The organism is Cryobacterium sp. PH31-L1, assembly GCF_030063145.1.
GTDB lineage: Bacteria > Actinomycetota > Actinomycetes > Actinomycetales > Microbacteriaceae > Cryobacterium.
In genome coordinates this window covers 265,407-284,449 of record NZ_JASISM010000005.1, presented here as the reverse complement: position 1 = coordinate 284,449, position 19,043 = coordinate 265,407, and the positions used below count along the sequence as shown (strand labels likewise).

Below are 19,043 nucleotides of genomic sequence, written 5' to 3'. Positions count from 1 at the left end.
GCCTGCCGCGAATCCATCGTGCACGAACGGGTGCGGCGCGATCTGATTCGAAGCCCGATGTCACTCTCCGGCGGCGTCGGCGGAGCTGGTCTTTGCGTACGAGGTTAAGTCGCCGCGGTACGGATTGTCCGCAAGAAGGCGAAAATGTTTCATTTCGTTACACGGTGGTGATCTGGAGTTAACGTCGATCGGCCGGCTCCCCGCCCGGGCGTACTCTCAGACTATGAAACGTGCGCTCGCGCTGAGCTTGGTCACCATGCAATTTCTCCTGCTGGGGGCTCTGGCCTTTCTGCCCCACGGCTCGCTCTGGTCGACCGGCGTCGGCATCATCGTGGCGGCCATCACGTTCGGCCTGGTCGGCGCTGCCCTCGCTGTGCTCGGCGTCGTCGGCCTGGGGCCAGCGTTGACCGCGAGTCCGATTCCGCGGGAGGACGCTCTGCTGGTCACCGGAGGCGTCTATGGGCTCATGCGCAGCCCGATTTACGCGGGGCTCATGATCGGCGGTGTCGCACTCGTGCTGGTGGGGGCATCCGCTTGGCACGTCGTGGCGTGGCTCCCGCTGGTCGGGTTGCTCTCAGCGAAAACGCGGTGGGAAGAGCGGATGCTCGTGGCCGAGCACCCCGATTACCTCTCCTACGCCGCGCGGGTTGGGCGATTCGTTCCGGGCATCGGTCGGCTGGCAGAGCGCGGCTGACGCCCTTTCATGCTGGTTTCGGGTGTCGGGTAACGATTTGGCCGCCCGAGTGTTGCCCCCAGTATGACTATCGCGCTCTCCATTCTTGATCTCGCTCCGATTGCCCCCGGGCAGACCGCTCGGGAGAGCTTCGCGGCGAGTGTCGCGCTCGCCCAGACGGCCGAAAAACACGGGTACGAGCGCGTCTGGTATGCCGAGCACCACAACATGCCCACCATCGGATCGTCGGCGACGAGCATTCTGATCGGCCACGTCGCCGGGCAGACCAGCACCATTCGGCTGGGGTCCGGCGGGGTCATGCTGCCCAACCACTCCCCGCTCGTGATCGCCGAGCAATACGGCACGCTCGCCGAGCTCTACCCTGACCGCATCGATCTCGGCCTCGGCCGCGCGCCCGGCAGCGACCAGAACACCGCGCGGGCGATGCGGCGCGACCCGCGCGCCTCCGACCAATTTCCGCAGGACGTTATGGAGCTGCAGGCCTACCTGCGCGGCCAGTCGATCGTTCCCGGCGTGCAGGCCGTGCCCGGTGCCGGAACCAATGTGCCGCTCTACATTCTCGGGTCATCCCTGTTCGGCGCCGGCCTCGCCGCCGCCCTCGGCCTGCCCTACGCGTTCGCCTCGCACTTCGCGCCGGATGCGCTGCACGACGCCATCGCGCTCTACCGCCGCGATTTCACGCCATCGGAGCAGCTGGCCGCGCCGCACCTCATCGTTGCGGCGAATGTGATCGCAGCCGACGATACAGCGGATGCCGTGGCGCAGTTCGAGACCACCCGCCGCACCAGGGTGCGCGGCATGCTCTCTCGCGGACCGGCGACCCCGGACTACAGCGACGACCAGATCGACGTCTTCCTGACCACGCCGGAGGGCCGCAATATCGCCAACATGATGCGGTATTCAGCGGTCGGAACCGCCGACGAGGTACGCGCCTACCTCGAGGAATTCGCCGAGGGAACCGGGGCTGACGAGCTCATTCTGGCGCACCAGTCGCCGTTCATCCAGGGTCGCCTGCGCTCGGTCGAACTCACGGCTGACGCGATGAACCTGGTTGCAGCGTAGATTGCACGAATGACTCCTGACACGCTCGTCGACCTCTGCCTGAGCCTGCCGCAGGCGGTGGAGACGTTTCCGTTCGGCGAGGAAACGAGCGTGTTCAAGACCAGCGGCAACGGCAAGATCTTCGCGCTCTCGGCGCTCGGCGGCGAGCCGTTCACGGTCTCGCTCAAAGTTGATCCGGAGGAGAGCCGGGCGCTCCGTGAAGAGTTTCCGCAGTGGATCACCCCGGGCTACCACCTCAACAAGAAGCACTGGATCACGATCATGCTTGACGGCCACGTGCCCGCCGAGCTCGTGGAACAGCTGCTGCGCGACAGCCACGCGCTCGTGCGCCCGCGGGTGCCCCGCGCCAAACCGCAGTAGCGTCCTTAATGCTGTGCTGAACGTGTCGAAGTAGACCGCTATCTCGTTGGTCGAGTTCGTCGAGACCGCCGTCGACCAGCGCTGGCGACGTGTGCGAGTCGCCATCTCCCTGGTCGAGCTCGTCGAGACCGCCATCGAACAGCGCTGGCTGCCCGCGATAGGTCAGTCGGGGAGGGCCTCACCCAGGGGGTCGACCGCGCTGAGGTCGGCAAGCGCCATGCCGCCTACGGGAAGGCCGGCCCAGGACAGCAGGGTCCAGCCTTCTTCGGGCGAGCCGGTCAGCTCGACGACACCGGTGTTGTCGAGCTCGTTCTCACCCGCGAAGGTCGCGGGCACGTTCTGTGCCCGGCCCGCGGTCCACACGCGAATGGCCGCGCCGTGGCTGAACACCGCGGCGACTTCAGAACCCGTAGCGGCCCGCGCGATGTCGTCGTCGAACCGACGGAAGAAGTCGTGACCGTCGTGTGCGCCCGGCATCCGCTGGTCGAGGTCGCCTGCACCCCAGGCCACCGCGGTTTCCAGATAGGTGCGAACGGATGCCCGATCGCGCAGCCCCTCGAGCGACCCGGCTTCGATCTCGTGCAGTCCGGACGCGACCTGCAGCTCGAGCCCACGGTCGGCGGCGAGCGGTTGCGCCGTCAGGTGCGTGCGCAGCAGCGTCGACACAAAAATGGCGTCGATCGGGTCGGAGCGCAAGGCATCGGGTATCGCAGCGGCCTGGCGCAGGCCGAGATCGGTCAAACCGGGGCCGGGATGCTCGGTGTCGAGGCGTCCGAGAACGTTGCCTGGAGTCTGGCCATGGCGGATCAGGAGTAGTCGCATATCCCTTCCAGCATAGGGAACCTTGCTGAATGGTGGGAGATGGATGCGCCGACCTCTGTGGTGCCGGACGATACGGCGCGGTCTCGCAGCGGACAGTGGAAGCATGGAGGAAATACCTTCGAGCCTTCGAACAGGAAGCAGTTTTATGACGATCATCAAGATCAATGCCATCACCGTGCCGAGCGACGGCGGCGACGAACTCGCCCAACGCTTCGCCGCCCGCGCCGGAGCCGTCGACGACCGCGCAGGTTTTGAGGGTTTCGAGCTGCTCAAGCCGACCGATGACCGCCTGACCTGGCTGGTCGTGACCCGCTGGGCCGACGAGGAATCTTTTCAGGCTTGGCTGACCTCCCCGTCGTTCGCCCACGGCCACCGCAGCGAAACCCCGAAGGAGGGCGAGCCTAAAGCGCGCCCCGTCGGTGTGAGCAGCGAGCTGTGGTCGTATTCGATCGCGGGCGGGACTGCCAGCTAAACCATCCGGGCTGCCGGCTTCCCGCGTAGGCGATCCTGCCGCCCTACGCGGGTGGGCCTGCCTAGGCGCCGTCCTCCTGAAGCAGCTCGGTGATCGACCGCAGGGTTTCGGGAGAAACGTCGCCGAGCATCCGCGCCGCAAAGCTCACGACGCGGGCGACGCGCAGGCTCTTGACAAATTCGAGCTGGGCGTCGACCCGGTCGGGTAAGTCTCCGCCGGAGTCGAGCATGTATTCCGGAGGGATGCGGAAGAATTCGGCAATGCCGGTGAGGAGCGCCGGATCGGTGACGAGGGGGCCGTCGCCGGTGATCATGTAGGCCCACCGTGCTCGCGAGAGCGTGAGTCCGCGTTCCTTCAGTCCAGCCTCGATTTGGCGGAAGGTGTATGGGGTATTGCCCTCGGCCACGACGACATCGAGCAGCAGGTTGAGTTTGCGTGCCAGTTCCAGCTGCGGGCTCACCGGATCCTGCGGCGCGCTCATGGTGTCCGGTCGACGAGGGTGGAGTGCGTTGCTGGCGAACCCAGCTGGGTTCGCTGTTCGGCCAGTTCGATAATGGCCAGCTCGGCCGGGGAGACGGGCTGCTCCGGGCGAAGCAGCAGACTGTCGCGAATTTCGACGTGTCGTCGATACAGATGCGCGCCGGGTCCACTGACCGTGAGCAGCTGCCGCGGTGAGAGCTGCCGCTCAATGCTGAGGTACGGAGTGTCGCGGAGAAGCCGCTGCCACAGCGGCGTGATGCGCCAGAGCAGCACGCGGTCGCGATAGCTCTGTCGGCTGGCGGCCAGGGCATCGATGGCCGACGTCAATCCGAGGCCGACCCCGAGACTGACCGGAGCGACGAGCAAAACGAATTTCTGCACCGATTCGCGCCACCCTGGCATGACGAAAGTCGGGTCAAGTGTTGTCTGCGTAGCACCGATGAGGCTGTTGACGACGTAGATGAGAATGCACAGGCATCCAAGGCTCAGAATTTTGACTGCTAGCCGAGTGACCATCCTGGTCTGAGCGCGGAGGTCAACCAAACAGGCGGATAATACCGAAATTGAAAAAATTGCAATGGTGACCCATGTCGTCGCGGCGTAGGTGGTGTAGGACCACTCAGCGATGAAGGACCGGGAGATATCAGCCTTCGTGTGCCAGCCGCTGGTGAAGAAGACGGCAGCTTGGAGTGTAATGATCAGACCCCCGACGATGGCCGTGATCATCTTTCGATTGCGCGTCACTCCAGATGCGGATACGGTCTGCTGAACCATCACATCGGCCAGACCGACCGTGACGATCGCCAGGGCATGGAACAGAAAATAAGTGGCGTTGACGCTGCCGAGAAGCGAATCCACCGCGTCGTAAACGGGCTTCGGCTGCAGGCTCATGGTGAGGGCGAATGTCGCCAGGAACCAGAATAGCGAACGACGATGTCCCCTGATGAACGACGGCAGACAGAGGATCGCTGCGATCCAGAGAACTGCGGAGGCAGTGATGAGGGTGATCGCTTGCACTAGAGAACTCGTCCGAATCCGGTTTGGGTGCCGTGGGCGGCCAGCGGCCCATCGTGCAGCATGATGAGGGCGAGCTGATCGCCGATGGCCTCGGCCAGGGCCTCCTGCTCGTCGGAGAAGCGGGTTCGAGATAGGGCATAGACGATGGCATCCATTGGAATCAGGGGCGCCAGGAGAGCCACTCGCTCCGCCGACAATAGCTCTTGTTCCTGATTGAGAATCATGTGACCGAATTCATGATTGATGAACTGTTGGCGATGCATCACCGAGGCGGTCGGTGCGTGGTGGATCCGCTCAAAATTTTCTCCGGCGACGGCAATCCACAACCCGCAGAGCCCGGCGTCGAGCATGCGCCCAGGCGCGCTCTGTACCACGATCCTTTTGCCACGCACTGCTTCCATGTGCCGGTGCAACAATTCGGCCGTGAGTGGTCGGGGAAGCCCGAGTTCGGACACCATGGCGTGTGCCCGTTTCTGTCGCGACTCGTACTGCATCGGATGCCCCCTGTGTGCCCATTCAGCCTACCCTTCGATGGGCGCGGCCATCCTTGGTGTGCGCCACGTCCCTACATTGGGTTACGATGGACATGTCTAACGTGGATCTGTGGGGGAGGATCGGCATGGCATCGCTCGACAATGGCGGCACTGCGGGGGCTCTGATATCGGTGTTCAACACATGGTATAAACGGCTATCGCTCGAGCGGGCACTGCGCTCCACGTGGAATTTGCGCAATCGGCGCCCTCTCATCGGGGGCGCCGAGCGGCAGATTTTCCCAGCTCAGCTGCGCCCACGTCTCGCCGCGGGCGTGTGGGATCTGTGGCTGCGAGCCCGAACGGGTCGCCCTGGCACCCGACCCGACCGTCTCGTGCAGTCATGGTTGCTTGGCCTACTGCCAGCAGGGGTCAGCACACGTGTCATCCTCACCTTCGACAGCTGGCACAACGCCCGAACGAGCACAGAACTAACCAGGGACGCACTCGGGAACGTCACCGTCGCGAACCTGTCCACTGTGCGTGCAGCGTTGAAAATCATAGACACCGGAAACAGCGTGGTGGTGCAGGTCTGTTCCATTCCCGACGAATCGGACGAAGCCTGGCCGACCATCCGGGTGTGGGTGTGCAACCGAAACGATGCCAAGGCCATCGACGCCGCGACCCTGGAGCAGAACCGTCAGAGCATGCTCCCCATTGAAGCCCCGCGCCCGGCCACACGATTCGAGACCGGGTGGATCGTGACCGGGGAACCCGGCGGGGCGCACCGCACTCGAGGGCGCGCCGGGCGGCGGGCCGGACCGAGCGCAGGCTAAGAAACGTTACCTCGGGGCCGCGCGTCGTTCGGGGCCGCCGTTAAGCTGATCCAATGAGCACCGACCGAACCAGCACTGAGCGAACGACTGACACCGAAGCATCCCTCACCCCGGTGCTCCCGGCTCGGTCCCAAGCCCTGCTGGATGCCGTCAGGTCGAGCGTCGTCATCGCCGACGGCGCCATGGGCACCATGCTGCAGGAGCACAACCCCACGCTCGACGACTACCAGCAGCTCGAGGCCTGCAACGAGATCCTGAACGTCAGCCGCCCCGACATTATCGCGGCCATCCACGACGTCTACCTCGAGACCGGCATCGACGCCATAGAGACCAACACGTTCGGCGCCAACTGGTCCAACCTCTCCGACTACGGCATCGAAGACCGCATCGAGGAGCTCGCCCGGCTCGGAGCCGAGATCGCCCGCACCAGTGCCGAAAAATTCGAAAAACGCGACGGCCGACTGCGCTGGGTGCTCGGCTCGATGGGCCCCGGAACCAAACTGCCGAGCCTCGGCCACACCACCTACGCCAACCTCAAGGCCACCTTCGCCGAGCAGGCGCTCGGACTCATCCGCGGCGGCGCTGACGCCTTCCTCATCGAGACCTCGCAGGACCTGCTGCAGACCAAGAGCGCGGTGAACGGATGCAAGCAGGCCGTCGCCGAGACCGGCATCCGCTTGCCGATTTTCGTCGAGGTGACGGTGGAGACCACCGGAACCATGCTGATGGGCAGCGAGATCGGTGCCGCGCTCACCGCGCTCGAACCGCTCGGAATCGACGCGATCGGCCTGAACTGTGCGACCGGGCCGACCGAGATGAGCGAGCACCTGCGCCACCTCTCGAAGTTCTCACGCGTGCCGGTGATCTGTATGCCGAACGCCGGCCTGCCGCAGCTCACCAAGACCGGTGCCAGCTACCCGCTCACGCCCGACCAGCTCGCCACGGCGCACGAACAGTTCGTGAAAGAGTTCGGGCTGGGTCTGGTCGGCGGATGCTGCGGTACGACCCCCGCACACATGCGCAAGGTGGTCGAACGGTTGCGCGGCGTCACGGTGAAGCCCCGCACGCTCGAAGCGGATGCCGGCGTCGCCAGCCTCTACCAGCACGTCAGTTTCGACCAGGACAGCGCCTTCCTGGCCATCGGAGAACGCACCAACGCGAACGGCTCGCGCGCCTTTCGCGACGCCATGCTCGCCGAAAACTGGGACGACTGCGTCGACATCGCCCGCAGTCAGGTGCGTGACGGCGCCCACCTGCTCGACGTCTGCATCGACTACGTCGGCCGTGACGGCGTCGCCGACATGAAGCAGGTCGTCTCCCGGCTAGCGAGCGCGTCGACCCTGCCGCTCGTCGTCGACTCCACCGAGCCGGCCGTGCTGCAGTCCGGCATGGAACTCATCGGTGGCCGCCCGGTCGTGAACTCGGTCAACTTCGAAGACGGCGAGGGACCCACCTCGCGGTTTGGGCGCATCATGCCGCTCGTGAAGGAACACGGCGCCGCCGTGATCGCCCTCACCATCGACGAGGAGGGCCAGGCCCGCACCGCCGAACACAAGGTGCGCATCGCCTCCCGCCTGGTCGACACCCTCGTCAACGAGTGGGACATGCGCGTCGAGGACATCATCGTCGACGCCCTCACCTTTCCGATCGCGACCGGCCAGGAAGAAACCCGCAGGGACGGCATCGAGACCATCGAGGCGATTCGGCAGATCAAGGCCAAATACCCCGGCATCCACACCACCCTCGGCGTCTCGAACGTATCGTTCGGACTCAACCCCGCCGCCCGGTCGGTGCTCAACTCGGTCTTCCTGCACGAGGCCACCGAGGCCGGCCTCGACTCTGCGATCGTCAACTCGGCCAAGATCGTGCCGCTCGCCTCTGTGCCGGACGACCGCCGCAAGGTGGCTCTCGACCTGGTCTGGGACCGCCGCGAATACGACGCCGACGGCACCCTTACCTACGACCCACTCGTCGCCCTGCTCGACCTGTTCGCCGGCGTCGACTCTGCCGCCCTGAAAGACGAACGCGCCGCCGAACTGGCCGCCCTCCCGGTGGGCGAACGGCTGGAACGCCGCATCATCGACGGCGAGGCCAAGGGGCTCGAAGCCGACCTCGACCTCGCCAGGGCCGGGGGCTTGAGCGCCCTCGACATCGTCAACGTGCACCTGCTCGTAGGCATGCAGGTCGTCGGCGCCCGCTTCGGTAGCGGCGAGATGCAGCTGCCCTTCGTGCTGCAGTCCGCCGAGGTCATGAAGGCCGCCGTTGCACTGCTCGAACCACACATGGAGAAGTCCGAAGCGGCCGGCAAGGGCACGATCGTACTCGGCACCGTGCGCGGCGACGTGCACGACATCGGCAAGAACCTAGTCGACATCATTCTCACCAACAACGGCTACGACGTGATCAACATCGGCATCAAGCAGCCGATCGCTGAGTTCATCCGGGTCGCGGAGGAGAAGAACGCCGATGTCATCGGCATGAGTGGCCTGCTCGTGAAATCCACGGTGGTGATGAAGGAGAACCTGCTCGAGCTCGAGTCGCGCGGACTCGCTCTAAAATGGCCGATCCTGCTCGGTGGCGCCGCCCTCACCCGCTCCTACGTCGAGGACGACCTGGACAGCGTCTTTGCCGGGCAAGTGCGGTACGCCCGCGACGCGTTCGAGGGCCTCGCCCTGATGGAACCGCTCGTGGCCATCGCGCGCGGCGCCGACCCGGCATCCGTCGGCCTGCCGCCGCTCAAGAAGCGCATCCACAAGAAAAGCCTGCTCACCCTGACCGAGCCGGAAGAGATGCCGGCTCGCTCCGAGGTCGCTGCCGACAACCGTATTCCGGTTCCGCCGTTCTGGGGCACCCGCATCGTCAAGGGCGTGGCCCTGGCTGATTTCTCGGCCTTCCTCGACGAACGTGCCACCTTCATGGGCCAGTGGGGGCTGAAGCCCAGCCGCGCCGAAGACGGTGCCAGCTACCAGGAACTGGTCGACACCGTCGGCCGGCCGCGTCTGCGCTACTGGCTCGACCGCATCCTGGGTGAGGGGATGCTCGACGCCTCCGTAGCCTACGGTTACTTCCCGGTTGTCGCCGAGGGTGACGACATGGTCGTGCTGCACCACGGCGACGACCCCACCGGTCTGGTCGGCCAGGCCGGATTGCTCGCCCCCGACGGCGGTTCCGGCGGCGAGCTCGGCTCTGACCGCCTTCGCTTCAACTTTCCCCGCCAGCGCCGCGACAAGCACCTGTGCCTGGCCGACTTCGTGCGTTCCAGGGACGCCGGTCAAACGGATGTCGTGGCCCTCCAGCTGGTCACCGCCGGCTCGAACGTTGACTCCGTGACGGCGAAGATGTTCGCCGCGAACCAGTACCGCGACTACATGGAACTCAACGGACTGACCATGCAGCTGACCGAAGCGCTGGCCGAGTATTGGCACTCCCGCATCCGCTCGGAATTCGGCGTCGGCGGCGAGGACCCGACCGATATCGCCGGCATGTTCAAGCTGGAGTATCGCGGCGCCCGGTTCTCGCTCGGCTACCCGGCCTGCCCCGAGATGGAGGATCGCCGCAAGGTGGTCGAGCTGCTGAAGCCCGAGCGCATGGGTGTGGTGCTGTCGGAGGAACTGCAGCTTCACCCGGAGCAGTCGACGGACGCGTTCGTGTTCCACCACCCGGAGGCGAAGTACTTCTCGGTCTAGTGCGTCCGGCCGCGCGCGGGTGCTGCGCCGGTGCGCGGGACTTGCGCCAGTGCGCGGGTAGTCGCTGCGCGGCCTCTTGGACCGCCGCGCTGCGGTGCGCGGGTGCTGCGTCGGTGCGCGGGAGATCCGGCAGAGGGGTGACTTGGGGGCTCTCGCTACGCGGGACTTGCGCCAGTACGCGCGAGTTTGCGTCTGGCCGGTTCTCCAGCGCGCCGCGTGACGCGGGGCCTGCGCCAGTGCGCGCGAGTTCCGCCTCCCGCGAATTGGCGCAGGTCCCGCCCGGAGTGAAACGGATGCCCCCAGCCTGAAACACGAGTCAATCGCGCGGGCCCAGGCGGGCGCGGCGCAGGGCGGCGAGCACGGCCGGGCCGATGAGAATGATGCCGACGACCGTCGTGATGGCGCGCACGGTGTCCCAGGTGAGGGTTGACGTGACGAGGGAATACAGCGCGAAGGAGGCGAGGTTCTGCCCGGCCGAGGCCCCCGCCGTGTAGGAGATGTCGGTACCGCTGCCCACCGCGAACGGCCAGAACCACAGGTTCATCATGAGCCCGAACAGGTACGACGCGACTACGCCATAAACGGCCAGAAGGCCGATTTCGAGGCTCGCACGCCAGCGCTGCCTGCGCAGCGAGCGGATGCGCCAGCGCTGCGCCGGTGCACCCGGCGAAGGTTCGGTCGATCCTGGTTCGGTCGGCGAAGTCGCTTTCTTCCCGCGCGGCAGCAGCCCGGCTCCGGCACCGACCCAGCCGCAGGCGAACATCTGGAACGGAGTCCACGGGCCGAAACCGCCCCAGAGCAGCGACGACACCGCGATGGTGAGCAGTCCGAGCAGAAAACCGAACCGCGCGCCGTAGACCCGCCCGGCCAGAATCAGCAGCACGAACACTGCCTCAACCCCGCCGACACCGGCACCCGCAATGCGCACCGCGGCGCCGACCGCCGAGAGCACGCCGAGCAGCGCCACGGTTTTCGCCGTATACATCTCCCGGTCGAGGGTGAGCGCGAGGGCCACGATGAGCGCCGGAATGAGTGCGAACGCCACGATCGGCACCGCGACCTGCGCGTCGGCCGGCACCGCCGACACGAAGAACGGCCAGGCGAAGGCGGCGGCCGCGAGAAGGCTGCCGCCACCGAGAATCCACGACGTCCAGCGGATGCCGCGGCGCGGGCGCCCGCGATCGGTCGGGCGGCCCGGGTGGTCACCGATTCTGCCCCGCGCAGGCGGGGCGGTCGGTGCGTCGAGAGCCACGATTTGCTGGGCAGTGTCGATGTCGATGTCGATGTCGATGTCGGTGTCGGTGTCGGTGACGGAGGCGTTGTCGGGTGCCGGGACGACGTCGTTGCGGTCGACCGCGACCGGTTCCGTCACGAGAGCACCTCGATCGTGGCATCGAGCCGGCCCGCCTGCATGCGCAGGGTGCGCGTGGCGAGGCCACGAGCGAAGTCGTCGTCGTGGGTGGCAAACAGCACCGCTGAGGTGTGGCTCGCGGCCGTCACCAGCGCCCCGCTGACCAAGGCGCGCGCCGCGCGGTCGAGGCCGCGGGTGGGTTCGTCGACGAGCAGCAGGTCCGGCCGGGCCGCGAGCTGAATGGCGATCACGAGGCAGAGCCGTTCGCCGGAGGAGAGGTCGCGGGGGTGGCGCTCGAGCAGGGGGGCGGCATCCGCTTTGGTGTCGAAACCGAGCAGGTAAGCGAATGTCCGTGCCGTGTCGGCGCCGGCCAGCCTATGGTCGGCCCGACGACACTCCTCGGTCACGGTGATCGCGAACAGCAGATCGTCGAAGTTCTCCGGCACGAGCGCCACGCGCTGACGGCGAGCTCGACGCTTGAGCGAGTGCACATCGTGCCCGGCGACGATGACGGTTTCGGCCGCCGACGGCAGCGCGATCGCCCGCAGCAAGCTGCTCTTTCCGGCTCCGTTGCTGCCGCGCAGCGCGACCAGCTCGGCGGCCTCCACTGCGAACGACACGTCGTCGACAACCAGATCAGCCCTATGCCGGACACTGAGCCGACGGATGCTCGCGAGCGGTTCCGCAGGCCTGGTTCCGGTCGTGCGAGTCGAGCCCTGCGCCGCGGCTGCGAAGCCCGGACCGGCAGCGAACTCAGGCAGACCCGTGCCCGGCGGATTGGCGGGCGCGGCTGCCTGCGAATCGGCCGGGAGCACGTCATTCGAGTCTGTCTCGCTCGGTGCCAGTGCGCTGAATTCTTGGGGGGAGAGGTCGTGCAGGTGGCTACCTCGAATCTGGAGCCAGGCATCCGCTACAGCGGTGAATTCGCCGGTGTTATGTTCGGCGATGACGACGCAGACGCCGGCTTCGTGGGCGAGCTGGCCGAGCACGGTGCAGACCCGGTCGCGGGCATCCGTGTCGAGATCGGCGAGCGGTTCGTCGACGAGCAGCAGGATGGGGTGGTTCACCAGGGCGGCGGCGATAGCGACGAGGCTGGCCTCACCGGCCGAGAGCTGCTCGATCGGGCGGTCAACGAGGTGCTCGATCCGCAGTCGGGCGGCGATCTCCAACACTCGGGCGTGCACGATGCTCGGGGTGACGTTTCGCACCGCGAGACTAAACCCAATTTCGTCGTGCACGGTTTCGGTCGCAAAGCCGAGGCGCACATTCTGGGCGACGAGGCCGACGAATCCGGCGGTGTCGCGCGGGGGAGTCGACGCCCGGTCGGCGCCGGCAATGTGGATACGTCCGTGCTGGGTGCCGTCGTAGAAGTGCTGGAACAGCCCGCTCAGGCTGTGCAGCAGGCTGGTCTTGCCCGACCCGGTGGCACCGACGATCACGGTGAGGGTGCCGGGCTGCAGGATTACGTTGAGGTCGTCCAGGTGCCAGTCGCCACCAAAGTCGAGCGCGGCGTCCGTGAGTACCACCGGCACCCCGCAGACGCCCGGAACAGCGCGAGTGGACGCGAAACCTCGGGTCTCCATCGACGCGGCCAGCGCGAGGGCACGCTCGATGGTCTGTTCAAAGACGGGTACGAGCAGCGAGGCGATCGACCGCTCACCGCGCAGGGCACGGGCGACCCGCACGCGCCGCACCGACTCCAGGAGCGCCGGAAAGGTGGCCCAGGCGATCACGAGCGAGCGCGAAATGGCGCGCAGCGGCCCGCGGCCGGCACCGCGGGCGAACAGGGACTGCACGTTGATGACGGCGTTGAGCAGCCCGAAGAACACGATGACGGCGGCGACCGGCACGGCGCTCAGCGCGGCGTTGCCGAGACCGATCAGGGTGATCGGTCCGAACAGCGTGATGTGGCTGAACGGGCCGTCGAGCCGCAGCCGCGGAAGGTCCAGCAGAAGCTCGGTGCCAACGCCGGCGCCGCCGAAGACCACACGGTAGACGACCCGCAGCAGCACGAAACCGGCAGCGAGCAGGACGGCCGCGCGCAGCGGGGCGAGGCGCAGGCGAAACACTAGCTGCCGGGCGTGGGCGTCTCGGTGCCGGTGGTGTAGACGAGGCCGAGTGACTGGCCGGGTTCGACCTCGAGCGTGCCGAGCCCCTCCATGGCATAGTCCCAGTCAGCGCCGGGGGTGGCCTTCACCCAGAGAGCCCAGTAGGCGTAGGCGGGCGGCATCGACGCGCAGGTCTCGGTGAACGACGCCTGGCCGTCGACCACGACGGTTTCGTCGGCGGCCGGGCGGTCATTGACGCGGCAGACGATGGCGTCGCCGTACTCGACGCTGCCCTCGGTCGAGACGCCGGTCGACGTGAGTGCTGCGCTGGCGGCGATCGGGTCGGTCGCATCGACACAGTCGGTGACAGTGTCGGCGTCGAGGGTGCCGAAGTCCACGACGACGGTGATGCCGGTGCAGTCGCCGGAAGCATCCGCTTCTGCCGTGGGCGCGGCAGTGGCCGCAGCGGATGCCGGCGAGCCGGTGCCGGAATCGGCGGCGGCGCATCCGCTCAACGCTACGAGCAGAACGAAGGCGCCCAGTGTGGCGAAGGTGCGAATGGGTGCGGTTCGAGTGGTCGCAGTGACAGGTGGCGCGGTGAGCTTCATTACTTCAGAGTACCTAGCGTTTAGAGGATACCGGCGACTCGGTCGAGCCCGCCGCGGAGGTCGAGCAGAAGGTCGCCCTGCGATTCAACGCCGACCGAGAGGCGCAGCATTCCGGCGGTGATGCCGAGACGGGCGTTGAGATCGGGGGCGAAGGATGCGTGGGTGGTGGTGAGCGGGTGCAGCACCATCGAGCGGGTGTCGCCGATTCCGGTCATGCGGCTGAACACGCGCAGGCCGTTGGTGAAGGCGCGGGCGCCCGCGGTGCCGCCCTTCACGGTGACGGCGAAGACCGATCCGGTGCGCCCCTTGTAGTAGCGCTGGGCGATCTCGTGCAGCGGGCTGCTCGGCAGACCGGCGTAGTCGACGACCTCCACCTCGGGCTGCTCCTCGAGCCAGTGCGCGATGGCGATGGAGTTGTCCACGTGGCGTTCCATGCGCAGCGACAGGGTTTCGATGCCCTGGTGCAGCAGAAAGCCGTTGAACGGTGAGAGCGACGGGCCGACATCGTTGACGACGGCCTCACGCACATACTGGGCGTACGCGGCCGGGCCGAACCGGTCGAGCAGCGAGGGCAAGCCCGGGCGCAGCGAATCGGTCAGCAGCGGGTAGCGGCGGGAGCTCGCCGCCCAGTCGAAGGTGCCGCCGTCGACGATCGCGCCAGACACCCCGGCGCCGTGGCCGCTGAGAAACTTGGTGGTCGAGTGCACGACGATGTCGGCGCCGTGCTCGAACGGGCGAATCAGGTACGGCGTGGCCACGGTGTTGTCGACGACCAGCGGGATACCGTGGCGGCGCGCGACGGCGGCGATGCGGGCAATGTCGACGACGTCGTTGCGCGGGTTCGGAATGGTTTCGGTGAAGATGGCCTTGGTTTCCGGGCGAATCACGGCGTCCCAGGCTTCGTCGGAGTCGGTGTCCCACACGTAGTCGACCTCGATGCCCATGCGGCGAAAGCTGCGGCCGAGCAGAATGCGGGTGCCGCCGTAGATGCTCGCGGTCGACACGATGTGCTCGCCCGCTTCGGCCAGGGCGAACAGCGCGGCACTGATCGCGGCCTGCCCGCTCGACACGGCGACACAGGCGGTGCCACCCTCGAGTGACGCGAGGCGCTGCTCGGCGACAGCGTTGGTGGGGTTGCCTTGGCGTGAGTAGATCGGCTCCCTTGAGGCGCCGTTGAACCGGGCGGCCCCGTCGTCGAAGGAGTCGAAGACATACCCGGCGCTCAGCGTGAGCGGCGGAATGCGCGCGCCGCGGTTCTCATCGGCGTATTCACCGACGTGCACCTGGCGGGTGTCGAAGCTGAAGCCGTCCCAGTCGGTGATCGGCGCCACGACCTCGGTGGCGTCGGTGTGCAGAGAAACGGATGCTGGCGTGGCCATGGAACTTCCTGTTGCGTCGGTGTGGGACTGGAGCGGAGCATCCGTTGTGGAAGACGGCATCAGGCGGCCGCCTCGCCCGGCGGCGGCGGGGCGGACTTCTCGGCGGCGACCCGCGCGACGAGCGCCGCGATGCGGGCGACGGCCTCGCGCAGGGTAGCCGGCGAGCAAGCCAGGTTGAGGCGGGCGAAGCCCGCTCCGCCGAGCCCGAAGGACTCACCGCTGTTGAGGGCTACGCGGGCGTCGTCGAGAATGCGCTGGTAAGGGTTGTCCCCAAGGCCGACGTGGCGAAGATCCATCCAGGCAAGATAGCTGGCGCGCGGCCGGTGATAGATCACGGCGGGCAGGTGTTCGCGGAGCAGTTCAGAAAGCAGCAGATCGTTGGCGACAATTTGATCGATGGCACTGTCGAGCCAGTCGGTACAACCGAACGCCGCGATGTTCGCGTGCAGGCCGAGGATGCTGGTACGACAGGCGACTTCCTCGGGCAGAAGGTTCAGCAGCTCGTTGGTCGCCTCGTCAGCTGCGATCACGATGGCGCATTTGAGTCCGGCCACGTTCCAGCCCTTGCTCGCGCTGGTCACCGTGACCGCGCGGGCACCGGCGGCGAGGGCGAGCGGCGCGAACGGAGTGAAGGTCGCGCCGGGGTAGGTGAGCGGCGCGTGGATCTCATCGGAGATCACGAACACGTCGTAGCGAGCCGCGAGCCGGGCGAGTTCTTCGAGGGTGCCCGGGGCCCAGACGATTCCGTGCGGGTTGTGCGGGTTGCAGAGCAGGAAGGCATCGATGCCGAACGCGAAACTGCGCTCCAGGGCGGCGAAGTCGAACAGCCAGGTGTCACCGTGCTCGATTAGCGGGGTCTCAATGACGGTAGCCAGGGCCTCTTCGACGAGTTCGTAGAACGGCGGATAGACCGGCGGCGTGATCGCCACCCGCCCACCGGGCGGTACGGCCAGGCGCAGCGCTTCGACGATGCCGACACTCACGTCGGTCGCGAGGTGCACGTGGGTGGGGTCCACGAACCAGCCCCAGCGGTCGAGCGCGAACGCGGCGAAAGTCGGAGCGAGCGGACCGGGGCCGTCGAGGTAGCCGGTGTCGGAAGCCTGCACGCGCTCAACGAGGGTGGCCACAATCGCCGGAGCCAGGGGATAGTCCATCTCGGCAACAAACAAGGGAAGTACGTCGGCGGGAAACCGAGTCCACTTGATGCTGCTGCGCTCGCGCCGGATATGCTCCAGCGGTGCGACCTTGATGACTGACATGACCACAGCATGTTCCTGCCGCCCTGAATAAGCGAACAGGTCCGTAAATATTCGACACATGAGCGGATGCCGCCGGCCCCGCGGTTCGCGCCCGTGACCGTTCGCGCGCGGCTGAATCCGGGGCCGTCGCATGCAGCAAGGCCCACACTGACCGCGACTAAACTAGGGACTTCGGTTTAAGGGGTGTCCGTGATCGACCAGGAGCTTGTTCGGGAACAGAACTATGTCCAGGGCCTGTACGCGCGGCTGGACGCGCTAGCGACAGAGGCCGAGGGCCAGCTGAAAGCGGTGCGCCGTCTCGATGTCGGTGGCAACCACCAATCCCGCAGCGAACGCGACACCTTTGCCCGCCTCTATGAGGACCGCATCGTGCAACTGCGCGAGGTCGACGACCGGCTCGCCTTCGGACGGCTCGAGACGATTCCCGACGACTCCGGTGATTCCGTCTACCGGTATATCGGCAGGGTCGGACTGCGCGACGAAGACCACAAGCCCCTGCTGTTGGACTGGCGGGTACCGCAGGCGAGCGCCTTCTACCAGGCCACCGCCGCCACCCCGCTCGGCGCGCGCGCCCGCCGCCATCTGCTGTCCAAGGGGCGCAGCATCATCCGGATTGAAGATGAGATCCTCGATGCCGCCCTGCTCGCTGACCCTTCGGCCAGCGCGCACCAGGGCGAGGGCGCCCTGCTCGCGGCCCTCACCGCGCAGCGCACCGGGCACATGTCCGACATCGTCTCGACCATTCAGGCGGAGCAGGACCGCATCATCCGCTCGGAGCTGGCCGGTGTTCTGGTCGTGCAGGGTGGCCCGGGCACGGGCAAGACCGCCGTGGCCCTGCACCGCGCCGCCTACCTGCTCTACACGCACCGGGATCGCCTGCGCGACAGCGGTGTGCTCATCATCGGCCCGACACCGTCGTTCCTGCAGTACATCGAAGCCGTGCTGCCCTCGCTCGGCGAGACCGGCGTTGTGCTCAACACGGTCGGCCAGCTCTTTCCCGGCATCGACGCCACAAAAACGGATGCCCCCGCCGTCGCCGCTCTCAAGGGCCAGACCTTCATGGCCGATCTGATCGCGCGGGCCGTGCACTCCCGGCAGCGCACCCCCGCCGTTCCGCAGGTGCTCGTTGTGAACGGCGACCGCATCGTGCTGCAGCCCGAACTCGTGGCCCACGCGATCGCGCGGGCCCGCGGCACCGGAAAAACCCACAACGAGGCCCGCGTGACGTTCGTGAAGACCGCCATCAACGCGCTTTCCCGGGTCTGGCTCGAGCAGCTGCAGAAGCAGGGCCGGTCGATGGACGACACCGACCTGCCGATGCTGCGCGAAGACCTGCGCCTGGCCGACGATGTGCGAGTCGCGCTCAACACTGCGTGGCTGCCGCTGACCCCGCAGAAACTACTACAGGACCTCTATGCGCGGCCGCAATGGCTGGAAGAGCTGACTCCGCGTTGGCGATTCGCCCAGCGCAAACTCTTGGCGCGCCCGCGCGACGCCGAATTCACGATCGCCGACGTTCCACTGCTCGACGAGGCCGCCGAACTGCTCGGCGAGTACAACGACGTCGACCAGGCGAAAAAGCGCGCGCTCAAGGAACAGCGAAAGCGCGACGTGGAAAACGCCGAAACGGCCATCGAGAACATGCAGGTGAAAGGCCTGGTCAGCGCCAAGGAACTCGCTGCTCGCAGTGCCGAACTTGACGAGCGTTCGACGACGTCGGAGCGCGCCGCCCGGGATCGCAGCTGGACTTACGGCCACGTCGTCATCGACGAAGCCCAGGAACTCTCCCCGATGCAGTGGCGCCTGGTGCTGCGGCGCGGACCGCGCCGGTCGTTCACGATCGTCGGTGACATCGCGCAGGCGGCGAGCGCCGCGGCATCCGCTAGCTGGAAAGAGGCGTTGCAGCCGGTGCTCGAGGGCTCGCCCGAAGCCGACCGTTGGCGGCTCGAAGAGCTCACCGTGAACTATCGCACCCCGAGCCAGATCGCCACGGCGGCCGAAACGGTGGCGCTCTCACACGGCTTGTCGATCACGCCGTCGCGCACGGTGCGGTCGAGTGAGTGGCCGGTCGAAACGGTAGCGGATGCCGCGGTGGCGGTGCGCAGCGACCGCGCGCTCGCCGCCGGTGGCACCCTCGCCGTGATCGTGGTCGACGCCGGGCTCGATGAGCTCGAAGCCACCCTGCGCGTCGAATTCGGCGATTTGATTGGCGTCGGGGCGCTCGGCCTGAGCCGAGAGATTGCGCTGCTCACCCCGCAGGACGCCAAGGGGCTCGAGTTCGACGCTGTGATTGTCGTCGACCCGGCGGCCATTCTCGCGGCGTCCGATCGGGGCGCCGGGGCGTTGTATGTCGCGATGACCCGGGCCACGCAGCGGCTCTACCTGGTCGGCGACGCGCCGCTCGGTAACCAGTAAGCCTGGGATGTGCGCAGCCGCGGAGAATCGGCTGAAAACCGACCGGATCATCGCCCGGCTGACTTCCTCGGACGCTTTTTCCGC

The 19,043-nt window shown here is 66.9% G+C and carries 16 protein-coding genes; 7 read left to right on the top strand and 9 right to left on the bottom strand.

All coding sequences use genetic code 11. The features are described 5' to 3' along the window. Window positions 1-223 precede the first annotated feature (223 nt). The 3 genes from QMF22_RS12190 (at window position 224) to QMF22_RS12180 (ending at window position 2,116) form a co-directional block, all read left to right on the top strand. Entirely contained in the window at window positions 224-694 is a 471-nt protein-coding gene (locus QMF22_RS12190) for a methyltransferase family protein (RefSeq protein ID WP_283453925.1), read from the top strand. 63 nt (window positions 695-757) lie between these two features. Next, entirely contained in the window at window positions 758-1,756 is a 999-nt protein-coding gene (locus QMF22_RS12185) for an LLM class flavin-dependent oxidoreductase (RefSeq protein WP_283453923.1), read from the top strand. A 9-nt stretch (window positions 1,757-1,765) separates the two neighbouring features. Next, on the top strand, window positions 1,766-2,116 hold the full coding sequence (locus QMF22_RS12180) for an MmcQ/YjbR family DNA-binding protein (RefSeq protein ID WP_283453921.1): 351 nt from the start codon (window positions 1,766-1,768) through the stop codon (window positions 2,114-2,116). A gap of 162 nt (window positions 2,117-2,278) precedes the next feature. Here the strand turns inward: QMF22_RS12180 and QMF22_RS12175 are convergent, their stop codons facing one another. Next, entirely contained in the window at window positions 2,279-2,938 is a 660-nt protein-coding gene (locus QMF22_RS12175) for a histidine phosphatase family protein (RefSeq protein ID WP_283453919.1), read from the bottom strand. Window positions 2,939-3,083: 145 nt separating this feature from the next. On the opposite strand from QMF22_RS12175, the gene QMF22_RS12170 reads away from it, so the two are divergent. Beyond that, window positions 3,084-3,410, top strand: a complete 327-nt coding sequence (locus tag QMF22_RS12170) for an antibiotic biosynthesis monooxygenase family protein (RefSeq protein WP_283453917.1) — start codon at window positions 3,084-3,086, stop codon at window positions 3,408-3,410. A 61-nt stretch (window positions 3,411-3,471) separates the two neighbouring features. On the opposite strand, the gene QMF22_RS12165 is transcribed toward QMF22_RS12170, so the two are convergent. From QMF22_RS12165 to QMF22_RS12155, 3 genes are read right to left on the bottom strand one after another with little or no spacing between them, the layout of a single operon-like run. Continuing rightward, a complete protein-coding gene (locus tag QMF22_RS12165; RefSeq protein ID WP_283453915.1) occupies window positions 3,472-3,891 on the bottom strand; it encodes a hypothetical protein in 420 nt (139 codons plus the stop codon). Then, window positions 3,888-4,907 carry a DUF6545 domain-containing protein gene (locus QMF22_RS12160; RefSeq protein WP_283453913.1) on the bottom strand — a complete coding sequence of 340 codons (1,020 nt, stop codon included), beginning with the start codon at window positions 4,905-4,907 and terminating at the stop codon, window positions 3,888-3,890. The genes QMF22_RS12165 and QMF22_RS12160 overlap by 4 nt, the downstream gene beginning before the upstream one ends. After that, a complete protein-coding gene (locus QMF22_RS12155; RefSeq protein WP_283453911.1) occupies window positions 4,907-5,257 on the bottom strand; it encodes a hypothetical protein in 351 nt (116 codons plus the stop codon). Before QMF22_RS12155 ends, QMF22_RS12160 begins: the two co-directional genes overlap by 1 nt. A gap of 527 nt (window positions 5,258-5,784) precedes the next feature. Between QMF22_RS12155 and QMF22_RS12150 the strand changes: the two genes are divergently transcribed. Together QMF22_RS12150 and metH are read left to right on the top strand one after the other, a co-directional pair. Continuing rightward, window positions 5,785-6,213: a hypothetical protein gene (locus QMF22_RS12150; protein WP_283453909.1), complete on the top strand. Its 429-nt coding sequence runs from the start codon at window positions 5,785-5,787 to the stop codon at window positions 6,211-6,213. 53 nt (window positions 6,214-6,266) lie between these two features. Continuing rightward, on the top strand, window positions 6,267-9,899 hold the full coding sequence (gene metH / locus QMF22_RS12145; RefSeq protein ID WP_283453907.1) for a methionine synthase: 3,633 nt from the start codon (window positions 6,267-6,269) through the stop codon (window positions 9,897-9,899). A gap of 316 nt (window positions 9,900-10,215) precedes the next feature. On the opposite strand, the gene QMF22_RS12140 is transcribed toward metH, so the two are convergent. Genes QMF22_RS12140 through QMF22_RS12120 form a run of 5 tightly spaced genes read right to left on the bottom strand, consistent with a single transcriptional unit; the run spans window position 10,216 to window position 16,544 of the window. Beyond that, on the bottom strand, window positions 10,216-11,271 hold the full coding sequence (locus QMF22_RS12140; protein ID WP_283453904.1) for an ECF transporter S component family protein: 1,056 nt from the start codon (window positions 11,269-11,271) through the stop codon (window positions 10,216-10,218). Beyond that, window positions 11,268-13,319, bottom strand: coding sequence for an ATP-binding cassette domain-containing protein (locus tag QMF22_RS12135; protein WP_283453902.1), 2,052 nt, complete (start codon window positions 13,317-13,319; stop codon window positions 11,268-11,270). Before QMF22_RS12135 ends, QMF22_RS12140 begins: the two co-directional genes overlap by 4 nt. Further along, window positions 13,319-13,906 carry a hypothetical protein gene (locus QMF22_RS12130; RefSeq protein ID WP_283453900.1) on the bottom strand — a complete coding sequence of 196 codons (588 nt, stop codon included), beginning with the start codon at window positions 13,904-13,906 and terminating at the stop codon, window positions 13,319-13,321. Before QMF22_RS12130 ends, QMF22_RS12135 begins: the two co-directional genes overlap by 1 nt. A 20-nt stretch (window positions 13,907-13,926) precedes the next feature. After that, window positions 13,927-15,285, bottom strand: a complete 1,359-nt coding sequence (locus QMF22_RS12125) for an O-acetylhomoserine aminocarboxypropyltransferase/cysteine synthase family protein (RefSeq protein ID WP_283454101.1) — start codon at window positions 15,283-15,285, stop codon at window positions 13,927-13,929. Between the two features lie 59 nt (window positions 15,286-15,344). Next, window positions 15,345-16,544 carry a MalY/PatB family protein gene (locus tag QMF22_RS12120; RefSeq protein WP_283453897.1) on the bottom strand — a complete coding sequence of 400 codons (1,200 nt, stop codon included), beginning with the start codon at window positions 16,542-16,544 and terminating at the stop codon, window positions 15,345-15,347. A 183-nt stretch (window positions 16,545-16,727) separates the two neighbouring features. Here QMF22_RS12120 and QMF22_RS12115 point away from each other — a divergent pair, with 183 nt between their 5' ends. Further along, a complete protein-coding gene (locus QMF22_RS12115) occupies window positions 16,728-18,959 on the top strand; it encodes a HelD family protein (protein WP_502846948.1) in 2,232 nt (743 codons plus the stop codon). Window positions 18,960-19,043: the final 84 nt, after the last annotated feature.